Source organism: Pseudomonas sp. MF09156, assembly GCF_059862305.1.
Map to the genome: position 1 here is coordinate 449939 of NZ_JCBCUR010000004.1, position 15296 is coordinate 465234.

Annotated in this window: 15 protein-coding genes; 1 reads left to right on the plus strand and 14 read right to left on the minus strand. The window is 64.9% G+C overall.

Annotated elements, in window-relative coordinates:
- Positions 1-52: 52 nt before the first annotated feature.
- From AC19YY_RS13510 to AC19YY_RS13575, 14 genes are read right to left on the minus strand one after another with little or no spacing between them, the layout of a single operon-like run.
- On the minus strand, positions 53-1954 hold the full coding sequence (locus AC19YY_RS13510; protein WP_500604343.1) for an acyl-CoA synthetase: 1902 nt from the start codon (positions 1952-1954) through the stop codon (positions 53-55).
- Between the two features lie 4 nt (positions 1955-1958).
- A complete protein-coding gene (locus AC19YY_RS13515) occupies positions 1959-2210 on the minus strand; it encodes a hypothetical protein (RefSeq protein WP_500604344.1) in 252 nt (83 codons plus the stop codon).
- A 13-nt stretch (positions 2211-2223) separates the two neighbouring features.
- The gene (gspN, locus tag AC19YY_RS13520; RefSeq protein ID WP_500604345.1) at positions 2224-2895 is read right to left on the minus strand and encodes a type II secretion system protein N; all 672 of its coding nucleotides are present in this window, start codon (positions 2893-2895) and stop codon (positions 2224-2226) included.
- Positions 2892-3323, minus strand: a complete 432-nt coding sequence (gene gspM, locus AC19YY_RS13525) for a type II secretion system protein GspM (protein ID WP_169953005.1) — start codon at positions 3321-3323, stop codon at positions 2892-2894. The genes gspN and gspM overlap by 4 nt, the downstream gene beginning before the upstream one ends.
- A complete protein-coding gene (locus AC19YY_RS13530; protein WP_500604346.1) occupies positions 3320-4429 on the minus strand; it encodes a type II secretion system protein GspL in 1110 nt (369 codons plus the stop codon). Before AC19YY_RS13530 ends, gspM begins: the two co-directional genes overlap by 4 nt.
- Positions 4430-4443: 14 nt before the next feature.
- Positions 4444-5034: a prepilin-type N-terminal cleavage/methylation domain-containing protein gene (locus tag AC19YY_RS13535; RefSeq protein ID WP_169953002.1), complete on the minus strand. Its 591-nt coding sequence runs from the start codon at positions 5032-5034 to the stop codon at positions 4444-4446.
- Entirely contained in the window at positions 5031-5396 is a 366-nt protein-coding gene (locus AC19YY_RS13540; protein WP_169953000.1) for a type II secretion system protein, read from the minus strand. Before AC19YY_RS13540 ends, AC19YY_RS13535 begins: the two co-directional genes overlap by 4 nt.
- A complete protein-coding gene (gspH, locus tag AC19YY_RS13545; protein ID WP_169952998.1) occupies positions 5393-5842 on the minus strand; it encodes a type II secretion system minor pseudopilin GspH in 450 nt (149 codons plus the stop codon). Before gspH ends, AC19YY_RS13540 begins: the two co-directional genes overlap by 4 nt.
- A gap of 2 nt (positions 5843-5844) precedes the next feature.
- Complete coding sequence (gene gspG, locus AC19YY_RS13550; protein WP_371128903.1) at positions 5845-6303, minus strand: type II secretion system major pseudopilin GspG; 459 nt, start codon at positions 6301-6303, stop codon at positions 5845-5847.
- Between the two features lie 29 nt (positions 6304-6332).
- Positions 6333-7535 (minus strand): type II secretion system inner membrane protein GspF, encoded by a 1203-nt coding sequence (gspF, locus tag AC19YY_RS13555; protein WP_170041235.1) that lies wholly within the window; start codon positions 7533-7535, stop codon positions 6333-6335.
- On the minus strand, positions 7535-8983 hold the full coding sequence (locus tag AC19YY_RS13560; RefSeq protein ID WP_169953306.1) for a GspE/PulE family protein: 1449 nt from the start codon (positions 8981-8983) through the stop codon (positions 7535-7537). Before AC19YY_RS13560 ends, gspF begins: the two co-directional genes overlap by 1 nt.
- A gap of 5 nt (positions 8984-8988) precedes the next feature.
- Complete coding sequence (gene gspD / locus AC19YY_RS13565) at positions 8989-10938, minus strand: type II secretion system secretin GspD (RefSeq protein ID WP_407073413.1); 1950 nt, start codon at positions 10936-10938, stop codon at positions 8989-8991.
- A gap of 7 nt (positions 10939-10945) precedes the next feature.
- Positions 10946-11389, minus strand: a complete 444-nt coding sequence (locus AC19YY_RS13570) for a pilus assembly protein PilZ (RefSeq protein WP_500604347.1) — start codon at positions 11387-11389, stop codon at positions 10946-10948.
- Positions 11362-13014, minus strand: coding sequence for a bifunctional UDP-sugar hydrolase/5'-nucleotidase (locus tag AC19YY_RS13575; RefSeq protein ID WP_432754252.1), 1653 nt, complete (start codon positions 13012-13014; stop codon positions 11362-11364). The genes AC19YY_RS13570 and AC19YY_RS13575 overlap by 28 nt, the downstream gene beginning before the upstream one ends.
- A gap of 232 nt (positions 13015-13246) precedes the next feature.
- Between AC19YY_RS13575 and AC19YY_RS13580 the strand changes: the two genes are divergently transcribed.
- The gene (locus AC19YY_RS13580; protein ID WP_169952994.1) at positions 13247-15277 is read left to right on the plus strand and encodes a PhoX family protein; all 2031 of its coding nucleotides are present in this window, start codon (positions 13247-13249) and stop codon (positions 15275-15277) included.
- The last annotated feature ends 19 nt before the right edge of the window (positions 15278-15296 follow it).

Sequence of the window (15296 nt, forward strand, 5' to 3'; positions counted from 1 at the left end):
CTGCCCATAGACGATAGACAACTTTTGCGCTTCGAACAGCCCGAAAACCGCCCTATGCGCAATGCACCACATAACGCACGGCAAACCCGCCCAGGCGCTGATCCAATTGCTCGCGCTGGATCGCGCTAAGGTTTGGCACATGAATATCCACGCGCTGCCCGTGGCGCTCGTCACTGTGGGCTTCCACCCGACTTGCCGCCGCGACCTGCCACACCTCATCTTCGAACACCCGCCGGATCGCATCCAGGCGCAAAGCGGGCTTGAAGGTCTTGCCCACGGCGGTCAGCGGAATCTGCTCCACCAACCAGATGTTCTTGGGCACCGCCGCACGTTCATGAATGTGCTGTGTGGCGTGCTCCAGCAACTGGGCCTCGCTAGCGTGCTCGCCGGCCTTGAGCTGCACATACACCACCGGCAGTTCCCCGGCCCTGATATCCGGCTTGCCGACTGCGGCGGCCAGCGCTACGCACGGATGGCGATGCAGCGCCTCTTCGATCATCTGCGGGTCGATATTATGGCCACCGCGAATAATCAGATCCTTGCTGCGACCGGTCAGCCAGATATAGCCATCGGCATCGATGCGCCCCAGGTCGCCGGTATTGAACCAGTCACCATCCAGCCAGATACCTGCGTTCTTGTCCGCTTGCAGATAGCCCTTGAACACCGTCGGGCCGCGCAGGCACAGGGTCCCCGGCTCATCGGTCGCGGCGTCACGCCAATAGTTGCCGGCGCTGTCGAGCACCACGATCTTGACCTGGCAATACGGCAGGCGCAGGCCAATGGAACCGGGCCGGCGCTCGCCCTCATAAGGGTTGCAGGCCGTGGCGCAGGTGCCTTCGGTCAAGCCATAACCTTCGATGATGCGCAGCCCCGTGCGGGCTTCGAACTGGCGGATCAGTTCCACCGGCATTGGCGCTGCACCGCAGAGCGCAAAGCGCAGGCTGGAAACATCGACACCGTCATTTGGGATCTGCAGCAGTGCCGCATAAATGGTGGGCACCCCACTGAAACTGCTGACCCGGTAGCGCTCCACCAGCTTCCAGAAGTCCTTGATCAAGGCCGGGTTACGGTAACCCTGGGGCCCGGCCAGCAACACCTGGGCTCCGTAATGGAATGCGGCGAGACCGGTGACCATCACCCCGTTGACGTGAAACAGCGGTAACCCGCATAGCAGCACGTCGTCCGGTACATAGCGCCCATGTAAGCCAATGATCTTGGCCATCGCCACTTCGTTGAAGTGGCTGTGGGGGGCCAGTTTCGGGGTGCCAGTGGTGCCGCCCGTGTGAAAGTAGGAGGCGATGTCGTCCGGCTGGATAACCCGCCCGCTTTCCAGGTGATCGGCCGGGGCGGCGGCTAGCAGTTCATCGAAGTCCAGGACGCCTGCGGGCATCGGTGGCCGCTGGGCTCTTACAGCGCTGCGTTGCGGCTCCGGCAACAGGTTGGCGAGGTCAACCGTCACAATCGTGGGCATCTGTGGCAAAAAGTCTGCCAGGGCCGCCACTTTCTGCCATAGGTCGGTACCGGGGAACGGTGCCAGTGTGACCAGCACCGAGGTATTGGAAGCACGGATCAGCTCTGCAATGTGCTCAGGCTCAAGCAACGGGTTGATCGCATTGACGATCCCCGCCGCCTCTGCACCCCAAATCACAAAGTGCGTCTGGGGCAGGTTAGGCAGCAGGAAAGATACCGCCTGGCCCGGGCGCAAGCCCAGACGATGCAAGGCGTTGGCGGTTTGTGTGACCTTGGCAAAAAGCTCGGCATAGCTGATGCGCCAGGGCTGATCCTCGATGCTGCCCGTCGGTAGAAAACACAAGGCTGGCAGATCGGCAAAGCGTTCGGCGGCACGCTGCAACAACTCATAGGTACTGCCAGGCAAGTCGCGCTCGGCCAACGGGTATTGTTGCTCGAAGGCTTGGATGTCGCTCAACCGGGCAAGGGAAACAGGACTGTTCATGGGTTTAATGTTCTTCCGTGTTTTTTACAAAGGGCGCCAGGGTCGTGTGCTGGCACTGCTCGGTGAAACGCAGCAGACCCGGATCCAGCAACCCCTTCTGCTCACTGCAAAGTTGCGCTGCCAAATCCAAGGCCCCAGCGTAGACCACGGTTTTGCACAACTCCAGTGGGTCGGCCTCGACATGCACGCCCAACTGCACCAGGCGCTCTACCGCCTGGGCCACGTGGCGATGTAGCCAAAGGTCGGCTTGAGTCACGGCAAAACGGCGCCTACTGGACTAACGGTTTACCCAGCACCTTGCTGAAGCTTTGCGCCGCCGGTTGCAGCCAGCGCGCCTGCACCAGCAACGGGGTCACGGCGGCCCCCGGTTCAATCTGCCCGTCCACCTGCAAGCGCTGGGAGTCGACTTGGATCTTGAAATGGTGCTCGGCCGCCAGTTGCAGGTCCGCCAGCAACCGCAGGCCATCCCTGCACTGCAACTCGATCCGGGTATTGCCCAGCTTGACCAGCCACGGGCTCAACAGCGCCAGGTCGTGCCCCAGCAATTCGCCTTCGGTCTGAAGGCAACTCATGCCTGCGCCATTGACCTGCAATCGCCCGTCCCAACGCCCGTCCAGCACGAACATCGGTGCCGGCAAGGCGCTGACCGCACGCAGGGCCAGTTGCGCCTGCCAGTTCCACGGCCAGCCATGGATCGACAGCTCCCAGATGCGTTGCGCAAAGCCCAGGTTCACCTGCGCCGCCCACGGACGGATCTTCCAGTCCACCGGCGCCAGGGCACCGACGCGCGCTGCGCGGCCAGTCCACACGCTGCCCACCACGCCGCTGGGCTGCCAGCCGGCCGGCCAGGGCAGCTGGCGGGCAACGAAGGCGGCCGGCAGCTCCAGCAGCACGGTCAGGCTGAACACCACAATCGCCCACAGGATCACAGCGCGACTCATGGCCGCGCCGCCACTTCCAGGCTGAAGGCATAACCCTGGCCGCCACCCTGCTCCAGGCTCCACTGCACGGGTCGCCCACCCTGCTCCTGCACCGTCCGCAGCAGCAGTTGCAGGGCCTGGGGCCCCGGCAGCTCGCCCTGCAATTGCCAGCGATCGCCTTGCTGTTCAACGCGGGTCAGCACCCATTGGCGCGACACCGCCAGGGCCTGCCACTGTTCGTTGGAAAACGCCGCCGGCGGTACCAGTGCGCCGGCCTGTTGCGCCAACGCCTGCCACTGGCGTGCATCCTGCCAGGCCGCCAGCAGCGGCCGGGTCAACAGCACCAGCAGCAACAGCACGACGGTCGACCAGCCAGCCAACAGGCCATAGCGGCGCTTGGGCGGCAGTTGGTTGAAGTGGGCCAGGTACTCCTGCATCCGGGCTTTCATGGTTGTTCTCCCAGATCAAAACTCAGGTGCAATTGACCGGCGACACTTTGCGCCTCGTCAGTCCATTGCGCGCCGGCAGCCTGGGCCATGGCCTGCCATTCGCCGGGCAGCGGCCGGGGGCCAGTGCCGCGCAAGGCCAGGCGCCAACGGCTGCCGTCAAACTCGATGCGCGACACCGACCAGCCTGGCTGCTGTTGCAGCCAGCCGGAGAGCGCCTGCTCCAGGGCGACGATCTGTTGCTGGCGCACCTGCCAGTCGCTCGCCTCGCCCTGCACCCGCGCCAGCGCCACGCGCGCCTGTTGCGGGTTGTTGGCAGGCCCGGCCAGCGCCCGGACCTGGGCTTTCCAAACGTCGACCTGGCGCAGGCTCTGCACCAGATACACCGCGCCCCAACACGCCGCCAGCGCCACGCAAGCCAGCAGCAAGCGGCGCTGTACGCCGCTCATCAGTGGCGTTCGAGTCACCCGTGTGCGCGGCCCCCGCGTCCCTTCCAGCACACTGGGCAACTGCTCCAGGCGCGCCAGGCGTGACGGCCAGTCGCCCTCTTGGGTCTCGCCAGGCAGGTCGCGCCAGGCCTGGGGCAGGCGCTCACCCAATACCGGCGGCCACACCAACCATTGCCGGGAATGCGCCTTGAGGTAGCGCACCGATTCGCGCCGCCACTCCACTACCTGCCCTGGCTCTGCTGGCGGCAACAACTGCAAATCCGCCCAGCCATGGGTGATGTGCAGCCCCAGCGCAGCACACTCGGCCAGCCATTGCTGGACCTGCTCGCGATGCATCACCAACAACTCCAACTGCCCGGCCTCGCGGGACAGGCAACTGACCAGCAACGCTTCGGCGGGCTGCTGCGCATATTCTTCAAACAATTGCGGCCATTCGTGACGCTTGAGCCCCGGCGGCGCCGGCAGGCAGAAATGGCTGCAATCGAGCGCTGGAATAATCAAGGCGCCCGGCAGTTGCAGCAGCGCGGACGGTGGCGGCCAGGTGCCGCTTGCGCAAGCCTGTTGCGCGCTGTAGTGCAACCACTGCCAGCGGCCCTCGGCGGTGGCCGGCGGGCGCACCAGCAACCATTCCCGTGGCTTGGCCCGCAGACGCTCAAACATGCCTGCGCTCCGGCTCATGGCTGGGTATCGGGCAAGGCGAAAGTACAGACATAAGGGGCTCCATGGTGCTCGAACTCGATCCGCACGCCGCGATTGGGCTGGGCGGCAACAGTAGAAGGAAAGGCCAGCCAGCGCGTGCCCTGGTAAAAACTGAATGTGGCGCGCTCGACCGGCGCCAATGACGCCTTGAGTTCCCAGCGCGGCTTGTCGGCGGCGTACAGGTCGGCCGAGACCAGCAGGTTCAAGCGCTGCTGGCGCGCATCGAACAGCAGGCGCTGGCGTTGCACGCGCGACGCGCCCTCGGCCGGCGGCCAGGCGCCCAGGGCCACCCACTGCAGTTGCCCAAGGCTCGGCTGCCACTCCAGCCAGGCCAGGTCCAGGGGCAAGCGCTGCTCGTACAACTGGCGCAACACCAAGGCGTCGAAGCGGCGCTCCAGGGCCATGCAGAACTCCAATACCTGAGGTTCGCTGCCCGGCTCCTCCAGACGCTCACGCACTTTGACCCAGCCATTAACCAAGGCCGCCAGCAACACCCCGACCACCGCCGTGAGGGCCATCGCCACCAATAGCTCGATGAGGGTCAAGCCGCGCTGCGCCGCCTTCATGGACGCACCAGGAACAGGCTGAACTGACCCAGGGGCTGACGCTGCTGGGGATCGGCAAATAAGCTCAACTCACCCCGGCGCAAGCGATTGACCCCGGTATTGCCCAGGGTCAGTTGCCAATGACAGGTGGCATTCCCCTGGCGCAACTCGCCGCTCACTGCATTGATCTGCGGCCAGTACTGCTCCACGCCAAACCGCGTTTCCAGCTCCCGTGCGCACAAACTGCCGAGGCGATGTTGCGCCACGGCCTGGTGGGTAGCGATGCGCTGGCGCAACAGCTGGCTGACCATCACCGCCATCAACGCGGCAATCCCCAGGGCGACCATGACTTCAAGCAAGGTAAAACCACGCTGGCGCTTCATGGCAGGGTCGCGATATGCAAGGTGTTGTCTGCTTGCCATTGCCAGCGCTCGCGGCCCTCGGCCCAGCGCCAGGTCAGTGATACCGGGCGGGCCAGCCCCGATGGGGTGAACATCACCTGGGGCTCGCGGCTCACCGGCCAGTCAGGTTGCAAGCCGGCTGGCCAGGGTGCGCCGCGCGACGCTTGGACCTGCCACCCAGGCGCTGCGCGCCCGGCCTGCCAGCGCACGAATTCCGGGCTGCGACCGTTCCAGCGCAAGCCCAGTAACTGCCCGGCATGCCGGGCCTGGGCGGCCTGGCTGCGCGCTTCGCTGGCCAGTTGAGCCAGGGCCTGGCGCATCGGCGCCTGGCCGGCATCCAGATAGGCCACCCCCAGGGCACTGAACAAGCCGACGATCAACAACACCACCAGCATTTCCAGGAGCGAAAACCCGCGACTGCGCTGCATGCCTAGAGGTCCCAGTTACCGATATCGGCATCGGTGCCTTCGCCGCCTTGCTGGCCGTCGGCTCCCAGAGAGAACAGATCCACCCGCCCATGCTGCCCAGGCGTGCGGTAGCCATAGGCATTGCCCCATGGGTCCTCAGGTAGGCGGCGGATGTAGCCGTCGGCACGCCAACTGCGCGGCAAGGGTTCCAGGCTCGGCTTGCTGACCAGCGCCTGCAAACCCTGCTCGGAGGTGGGGAACCGCAGGTTGTCGAGGCGGTACATGTCCAGTGCCTGCTCCAGGGTCGCCAGGTCGGCGAGGGCCTTCTGGCGCATGGCTTTGTCCTGGCTGCCAAGCACGCTGGGGGCGACCACCGCGATCAGCAGGCCGATGATAAAAATCACCACCATGATTTCCATCAGGGTGAAGCCGCGTTCGCGACGCTTGACCGCACGATTGCCAGGCATGGCGTGCTTTTCCATTTCATGTTCTCCGTTTTCAGGTTGTCTGTTCAAAGGCTCAGGCCCTGATTGAGCTGCATGATCGGCAACAGCACCGCCAGCACGATGAACAGCACCACCGCGCCCATCAGCAGAATCATCAGGGGTTCGAATAACGCCAGCAGCAGGTCGACCTGGCGCGCAAACCCACGCTCCTGGTTGTCGGCGACGCGCTCCAGCATGTCGGGCAAAGTGCCGCTGGCCTCGCCGCTGGCGACCATGTTCAGTAGCATCGGCGGGAAATGCCCACTGGCACTGAGGGCGCGGTACAGGGTCACACCGCCTTCGACCTGTGCACGCACCGCTACCAGGGACTGGTGGATCTGCCGGTTGCCGACCGTAGCGGTGGCCACCTCCAGGGACTCGAGCAACGGCACGCCACTGCCGAGCAGAATCGCCAGGCTGCGCGAGACCCGCGCGCTTTCCAGCACCGACAGCAGCACGCCAATGCGTGGCAAGCGCAACGCCAGGCTGTCGCGACGCAAACGCCATACCGCCTGGCGCAGCAACACCCGCGCGCCCAGCGCCAGCAGCAAGCCCAGCCCCAGCAACCACGGGCCGAGCATCACCAGGCCCTCGCTGGCGCCAATCAGCACCCGGGTAATCAGCGGCAGGCTTTGCCCGGTGTGGCTGAACTGCTCGGTGAGCTTGGGCACCACAAAAGTCATCAGGCCGATCACCACCGCCAGCGACACCAGGATCAACACCGCCGGGTAGATCAACGCCGTGCGCGCCTTGTGCCGTTGTTTCTGCACCTGCTCCAGGTGCTCGGCCAACCGCTCCAGCACCGGCGCCAATTTGCCCGAGCGCTCGCCGGCCTCGACCAGTGCGCAATACAGCGTATTGAACTGCCCACCCTGGCGGCGCAGGCTCTGGGCCAGGCTCAAGCCTTCGCCCAGGGCGCCGCGCACCGCCACCAGCAGGTTGCGAATCGCCGGTTCCGCCAACTGGCGTTCCAGGGTGGCCAAGGCATCCACCAAGGGGATACCAGCGCTCAACAGCGTGGCCAACTGGCGGGTCAACTCGCACAGCTGTCCATGGTTCAAGCGTTGCCCGCGCGGGCTCGACAGGCTTGCGCCCTGCACCTGCAACTCACGGGCAAACAGGCCCTGCTCACGCAGCAGTTGCCGGGCATGGCGCTCGCTTTCTGCCTGGATGCTGGCTTTGCGGCGATTGCCGCGCAGGTCCAGCGCCTGGTAGCGGTAGGTCGGCATCAGTCGCGCACCGCACGCAGGACCTGCTCCAGGCTGGTTTCGCCACGGCGCAGGCATTCGGTGGCCATGGCGGTCAGGCTCTGGCGCTTGTCGGCGAGGTATTCGTGCATGGCCGCTTCGCTGGCACCGTCGTACAGCAGGCTGATCAAGCCGGCATCCAGGGTGATGAATTCATAGAGGCCGATCCGCCCGTGGTAGCCACTGCCCTGGCAGTCGTCGCAGCCCTGGGGGTGAAAGCTCTGATCCAGCGTCGCCAGCTCCGGCCACAACTGGCGCTCGGCGGCCTGCAACGGCGCCGGCGTTGCGCAATGGCACAGCCGCCGCACCAGACGCTGGGCCATCACGCCCTTGAGGCTGGAGGCGATCAAAAAGGGCTCGATGCCCATGTCGCGCAACCGCGTGACGGCGCCCACCGCGCTGTTGGTGTGCAGCGTCGACAGCACCAGGTGCCCGGTAAGGCTGGCCTGCACGGCGATCTGTGCGGTCTCCTGGTCACGGATTTCGCCGAGCATGATCACGTCCGGGTCCTGGCGCAGGATCGCCCGCAGGCCGCTGGCGAAGGTCATGCCGGCGCGCGGGTTGATCGCGGTCTGGCCGATGCCGGTAATCGCGTATTCCACCGGGTCTTCGACGGTGAGGATGTTGCACGAGCCGTCGTTCAGCGCATTGAGGCTGGCATACAGCGTGGTGGTCTTGCCCGAGCCGGTGGGCCCGGTGCTCAGCAAGATCCCGTTGGGCCGCGACAGGCAAGCGCGCAGGGCCTGCTCGACGGCAGCGGGCATGCCCAGGTTGTTCAGGTCCAGCAGGTTGGCCTGTTTGTCCAGTACGCGCATTACCACGCGCTCGCCGTGGATGCCAGGCAAGGTCGAGACCCGGATATCCACCTCGCGCCCGCCGGAGCGCAAGGTGATGCGCCCGTCCTGGGGCTGGCGCTTCTCAGCGATATCCAGGCGCGCCATGACCTTGATCCGAGACACCAACATGGCCGACAAGGCCCGTGGCGGGCGCAGGATTTCGCGCAGATGGCCGTCCACCCGCAGGCGCACCACCAGGCTCTGCTCGAAGGTCTCGATATGGATATCCGAGGCGCGCAAGCGCAGGCCTTCGGCGAACAGGCCGTTGATCAGGCGGATCACCGGCGCTTCGTTGTCACTCTCCAACAGGTCTTCAATACGTGGCAGTTCGTTGATCAGGCTATCGAGATCGACCTGCTCGCCGATGCCCTCGATCAACGCCGCCGTGGCCGACTCGCCGGCCTGGTACAAGGCCCCCAGGCGCAGTTCGTATTGCGCCGGGTCGAGGTGCTCGACCAGCGTCGGCAGGCCATGCACGCGCAATACTTCCTGCAAGGCGTCGGTGTCGACATCCTCGCGCAGGCACAGGGTCCAGCCCTGCGCACCCGGTGCCCGCGCCAGGCCCGCCTGGCGTGCCAGTCGATACGGCAACAACGTACTCACCACACGCCCTCGTCGAGGCGCTCGCGGCTGGCCGGGAACAGGCGCAGCAAGGCGTTGTTATCGGAGATCGCGGGCAATGCCAGGTTCGAGTTGGCCTTGAGGTTGCGGTATTTCTCGCTGCTCAATTGGGCCAGGGTCTCGCCGTCGCGCATGATCCGCGGGCGGATGAACACCATCAGGTTCTGCTTGGTGCGCTGGCTGGCGTTGGAGCGAAACAGCCGCCCGACCCCAGGGATATCGCCGAGCCACGGCACACGCTGGTCACTGTTCTTGGCCTCGTCGCCGATCAGCCCGCCGAGCACCACCAGGCCGTTGTCTTCGACCATGACCTTGGTCTTGATCTCGCGCTTGTTGGTGATCACATCGCTGGCACCGGTGCTGTCGGCAATCGACGAGACCTCTTGCACAATGTCCAGGCGCACGGTGTTGTCGATATTGATCTGCGGCTTGATCCGCAGCTTGATCCCCACTTCCTTGCGCTCGATGGTCTGGTAGGGGTTGGTGTTGTTCTGCGTTACCGAGCCCGTCACAAACGGTACTTCCTGGCCGACCAGGATCGATGCTTCGGCGTTGTCCAGAGTCAGCAGGGTCGGGGTCGAGAGCAGGTTGAAGCCACTTTCGCTCTTCAGCGCATTGAGCAGTGCGAGGAAGTTCAGTCCGCCGCCGTTGAGCTTGCCAAAGCCTGCGGTGGCGCCGGGTACATTGGCCAACAGCTTGCCCAGGCCTGCGGTGTCGCCGCTGGCAGCGGCGCCCGCCAGGCCGGCGATGCTCGTCCCGCCGTTGGTGAAGTTCACCGCGCCGCCGCCAAAGGAGTCGCCCAAAAACAGCCATTGCACGCCCAGCTCCTGGGCGCGGGTGTCGGAGACTTCGGCGATGATTGCTTCCACCACCACTTGGGCGCGGCGGATATCCAGTTGTTCGACGATGGTGCGGTAGGCGGCGATTTCGCTGTCCGGGCCGACCATCACCACGGCGTTGGTGCCCTCCTCAGACTCCATGCGAATCCCCGAGGCGCTGACCGCCATCTGCTTGGGCGCGCCTTCCGTGGGCACCCCCTCGCCTCCGGCGCCAGGGGTGTCCTGGCTCAAGCCACGCAACACCTTGACCACTTCGGCGGCATTGGCATGACGCAGGTACATCACCACGGTGTTCGATGGACGCAAGGCAGTCTGCGGCTGATCCAATTGCTTGAGCAGCGCACGCACCCGTTGGCGGCTGTCGGCACTGCCGCGCACCAGCAACGCATTGCTACGCGGGTCGGCAACCACCTGCGCGCCATCGGCGCCCTGCTCGCGGGCCAGCAGGCGGGTCATCAATTGCGCGGTGTCGTTGGCGCTAGCGTTGACCAGGGGCAGCACTTCCAGGGGTTCCTGGCTGACCTGGTCGAGTTGCTGCAACAGGGCGTCGATACGGTCAAGGTTGCTGCGCCAGTCGGTGATCACCAACAAGTTGGCCGACGGGTACGGGCTGATCACTCCCACCCGAGGGTCAATCAGCGGCTTGAGGATATTGAGCATCTGTTCACTGGCGGCGTTGCGCACGCTGAATACCCGGGTAGCCATGCCATCGTTGGCTTGCACGGCCTGGCGCGCAGACTCCACCGGTACCGGCTCCAGGCGCGCGGCCTGGTCCGGCACGATCTTCACGCTGCCATTGGGCAGGTTGACCGCAGCAAAACCCTGGGCGCGCAACTGGGCGAGGAAGATGTCGTAGATGGCCTCGCTGCCGAGCATATCCAGGCTGCGCACCGTGACCTTGCCCTTGACCCGTGGGTCGATGATGAAGGTGGTGTTGGTGATGCGCGATACGCTGTCGATGAAGTCGGTGAGTTCGGTGTCGATGAAGTTCACTTCATACAAGGCCGGCGCTTCTTCGGCGTGGGCCGGGGTCACGCTCAAGGCCAGGCACAGTGCGCTCAGGCCCAGGCATTTATTGATCATGTGCATCGTCGGTTCATTCCTTGCGCTTGAGGCCGATCACCGGTCGCTCAGTCGGCCATGGCAAGCGCTCGCGCTGCCCTTGATTGTCGAAAATCAGCCCGCGTTCATCGATGTCCTGCAAGACGATGCCCGGGGCCAGGCGCTGACCCAGGGTCAGCGTGCGTTCTTGTTGCTGATAGCGCAGCACCAGGACCGTAGCGCGCAACGGCGTGGCCTTGAGGCTGCCCAGGTAATCGACCTTGAGCGTGGTCAACGGCAGGTCGTCGCTGGGTGCCTGGCGCGGTGCCCAGTGGCTGCTCAACAAGTCGGCAACCGGCGCCGCTGGCGCGTAAGGCACGACCGGCTGGGCGATGCCGTGCCACAGTTGCAACACACATTGCGCTGCGAGCCAGGCCAGCAGTGTTGCCAGCAACAGGTTGCCCCCACGGCTCAACTGACCAGGCTCCGTGGATGCCATCCCGGATGCCCCTGCACATAGCGCACATCCGGCAGTTGCAACGGCGCCAGTTGCCAGTCCGCCGGCTGCTCGCGCAACCAGCCTTCGAGGTGTTGCCACAGCGGTTGCCCGGCATCGGCGGCAAAGCCCAGGCCAAAGGTGCGGCAGGTGCCGAGCGGTTCGGCAAACTCACTGACCCGCTTGCCGCCAGGGCTATAGGTGACCTGCCAGGGCTGGCCGAGCCAGCGCGGCAGGTCCTGGCTGTTATCCAGCAGCAGTGGCTCGCCAAACAGTTGCTCGGCGCCGTTTTCCAGGACCTGGCGCACCTGCTGCGCCGGGACATCCACGACCGGCGCTGGGTAACTGGCACTCAGGCTGATCAGGTGTTCGCGGGTAATCATCTGGCCGCGGGCCAGGGGGCTGTCGTAGCGCAGGCCTGGCAGCAGCACCGCGCTCTTGGGCTCGCGGGCCAGGGCCTGGTGCAACAGGCGATCCCAACTGCCGGCGCGCACATCGCGGCGCCAGAGGTTTTCCGGGGCCTTGGCCAGCGGTTGGTCGAGCCAGGCGGCGTGGGCGGCGCGCTGTTGTTGCAAGCGTGGTTGCAGGCGCTGGGCGTGGGCCTGGGCGGTAGCGTCCAACGCGCTGGCCTGGGCGGGAAAGAAGCGCGCATCGAAGCGCCATTGCCCCGCCTGCGCCTGGCAGCGGATGCGGAAGGCGCCGCTGGCCCGGGTCCCGCCCAGCACCACCGGTACGCGCTTGCCGGAGCTTTGCAGGATTTCTACCGGCTGCGGCCACAGGTCCTGGCCACGGGCGCACAACATCAAGTCCACCTGGCCCAGGCGCTCGGCCAGCCAGAACCCCGGCCCGGTGCCGACATCGGCCAGGGCCACCACCAGGTCGGCTTCTTCACGGGCCTGGGCAAGCACCGGTTGCAGGCTGTGCAACCACTGTTTCAAGGAGGCTTGCTGGTCCCGCGCATACGGGTCGGTGATGCCGACTACGGCGATACGCACGCCGCCCCGGCGGAACACCTGCATGCCTGGGGTGGCCAGGCGTTGCGCACTGGCGCTGGCCAACCCGGCGCCAAGTACCGGGTGGCCGAATTGCTGATACAGGCCCTGGCATTGTTCGGGCCACAGCACGCGTTCATCGCTGCTGACCCGCACTTCACTGCCGAGCAATTGGCTGCCCTGGACCCCGGACAGGCCACGGGTCAGGTACGCCAGGCCGCTGCCGTTCCAGCACTGCCCGTTTTCCAGGGTCAGGCTATTCTCAGGCCCTGCCTCATCACGCAGGCGTTGCAACACGGCACCGAGTACCGCGTAGCCACCAGTTTGCACACCGTCACTTAAGGAGGCATCCAGCAGGCCATCCAACTGGCTACCGTCAGCCTGGCGAAAACGCGCATTGGCCCCGGTGATCCACGGCGCCTGGCCGATCCGTGTCGCCGGCCCCAGGCGTGTGGCGGGCACCACCGGGCGACCCGGCAGGCGTGCATCGAGGGTGTCGGCGATATACAGCAGGTCGACCGGCTGGCTGTCTGCAGGCCCCGCCGCAGCCCCCCGGCTAGAGCAGCCGGCCAGCCACGGCGCACAGGCCCCCAGCGTCATCCATCCCAATACATCGCGCCGCACCATTGAAGCCATTGTTCTCTCACCCTAGGGCTAACTCTGCTTTAAGGGCGGCATAGTGGGGGTCAATTAATGACGGTTTAATGTCAGTTTTTTAACAGGAGTGAAATATGCACCCTTGTAACAAAAGGAAATAAAAGAAATACACTTAAATACATTTTTAACAAAACCGACCGCGAATCATCACATTCGACTCTTAGAGTTCGGGCTCCTTTCAAAAATCGTGATCTACAAAGGACCTGATGAAATGAGTCGAGAGACTGGCGACAACCAGAATCGCAACCTGAGCCTCAATGAGCCGATGGAATCGGTACTCACTGCCTACCTGAGCCGCCGCAGTGTGGTACGGGGCGGACTCGGCGCCGCGATCGCCATGATTGCCGGCACCGGCCTGACGGGCTGCTTTGACAGCGGCGGTGGCTCTGACCACGACACCCCGACCGAGCCCACCAAACCTGCGCTGAAGCTGGGTTTCAACTCGATCCCCGGCTCGCGCACCGACGGCTGCACCGTGGCCGCCGGCTACACCGCGCACATCCTCGCGCCATGGGGCACGCCGCTCAACAGCAATGCGGCACCGTGGAAAAGCGATGGCACCAATACCTCGACCGACCAGGCCAACTCGGTCGGCATGAACCACGATGGCATGCGTTTCTTCCCGATCAATGGCAGCTCCACTGACGGCCTGATCGCGATCAACCACGAATACATCGAACAGTCCGAACTGCACCCCAACGGCGCGACCCTGATCGGCGGCGTACGCCCGGTGGAAGAAGTGCGCAAGGAAATCAACGCCCACGGCGCGGGCGTGATGCGCGTGACTAAAGTCAACGGCCGCTGGCAGGTGATGGAAAACGACCCGCTGAACCGTCGCTTCACCTCGGCCACGCTGATGGACCTGGCGGGCCCGATGAAAGGCACCGAGCACGTCAAGACCAAGTTCTCGCCGACCGGCACCCAGACCCGCGGCACCAACAACAACTGCGGCAATGGCTACACACCGTGGGGCACCTACCTGACTTGCGAAGAAAACTGGCCAGGGATTTTCGTCAACCGCAGCGGCAACCGCCCGGCCGACCAGGTGCGCATCGGCGTGGGCACCAGCAACGGCAACTATCGCTGGGAAAGTGTCGCGGGTGACCCGAGCGAAGTGAACGGCGAGTTCAGCCGTTTCAACGTCACCCCAAGCGGCGCCACGGCCACCGACGACTACCGCAACGAAGCCAGCACCTATGGCTACATCGTCGAGATCGACCCGTACAACGCCGCGACCCGTGCGGTGAAACGCACCGCGCTCGGCCGTTTCCGCCATGAAGGTTGCTGGCCGGGCCTGACCACCGCCGGCAAGCCAGTGGTGTTCTATAGCGGCGATGACTCGCAGAACGAGTACCTGTACAAATTCGTCTCCACCGCATTGTGGGACCCGGCAGACGCCAACCCCAGCGACCGCCTGGCCACCGGCGCCAAGTACATGGACAGCGGCAAACTCTACGTGGCGCGCTTCAATGCCGACGGCAGCGGCAACTGGTTGCTGCTCGACGTGGCCAGCCCGACACTCGATGGCAGTACCCTGGGCGCGAAGTTCACCGACCTGCCGGGGATCATCCTCAACACCCGTGGCGCGGCCGACGCCCTGGGCGCCACGCCGATGGACCGTCCGGAATGGACCTCGGTCAACCCGCTCAATGGCGACGTGTACCTGACGCTCACCAACAACACCAGCCGTACCGTGGCCAACGCCGCCAACCCGCGGGTGAACAACAAGCACGGGCACATCATCCGCTGGCATGACGCCGACAACCAAGTGGCCTTCACCTGGGACATCTTTGTATTTGGCGCCAACGCTGCCGGCACTCCGGACCTCAACCGCTCGGGCCTGACCGCACTGAACCAGTTCGCCAGCCCCGACGGCATGACCTTCGACAGCCGTGGCGTGATGTGGATCCAGACCGACAACGGCGAAAAAACCCTGACCGACTACACCAACGACCAGATGCTGGTGGTGATTCCCACCAATATGGTCGACGCCCAGGGCAAGCAAGTGCCGGTCAACGCACAGAACCAGGCAGACCTGCGGCGCTTCTTCGTTGGGCCCAATGGTTCGGAAGTGACCGGGGTGACCTTCACGCCGGACAACAAGACGGTGTTTATCAACATCCAGCATCCAAGCAACTGGCCGTCCACTAACGTGGCAACCGACGTCACCGTCGGCAAAGTACGGGCGCGGGCGTCCACGGTGGTGATCCAGCGGGCAGATGGGGGGGAATTGGCGATCTGATCAACATGCAGGAGCCGGC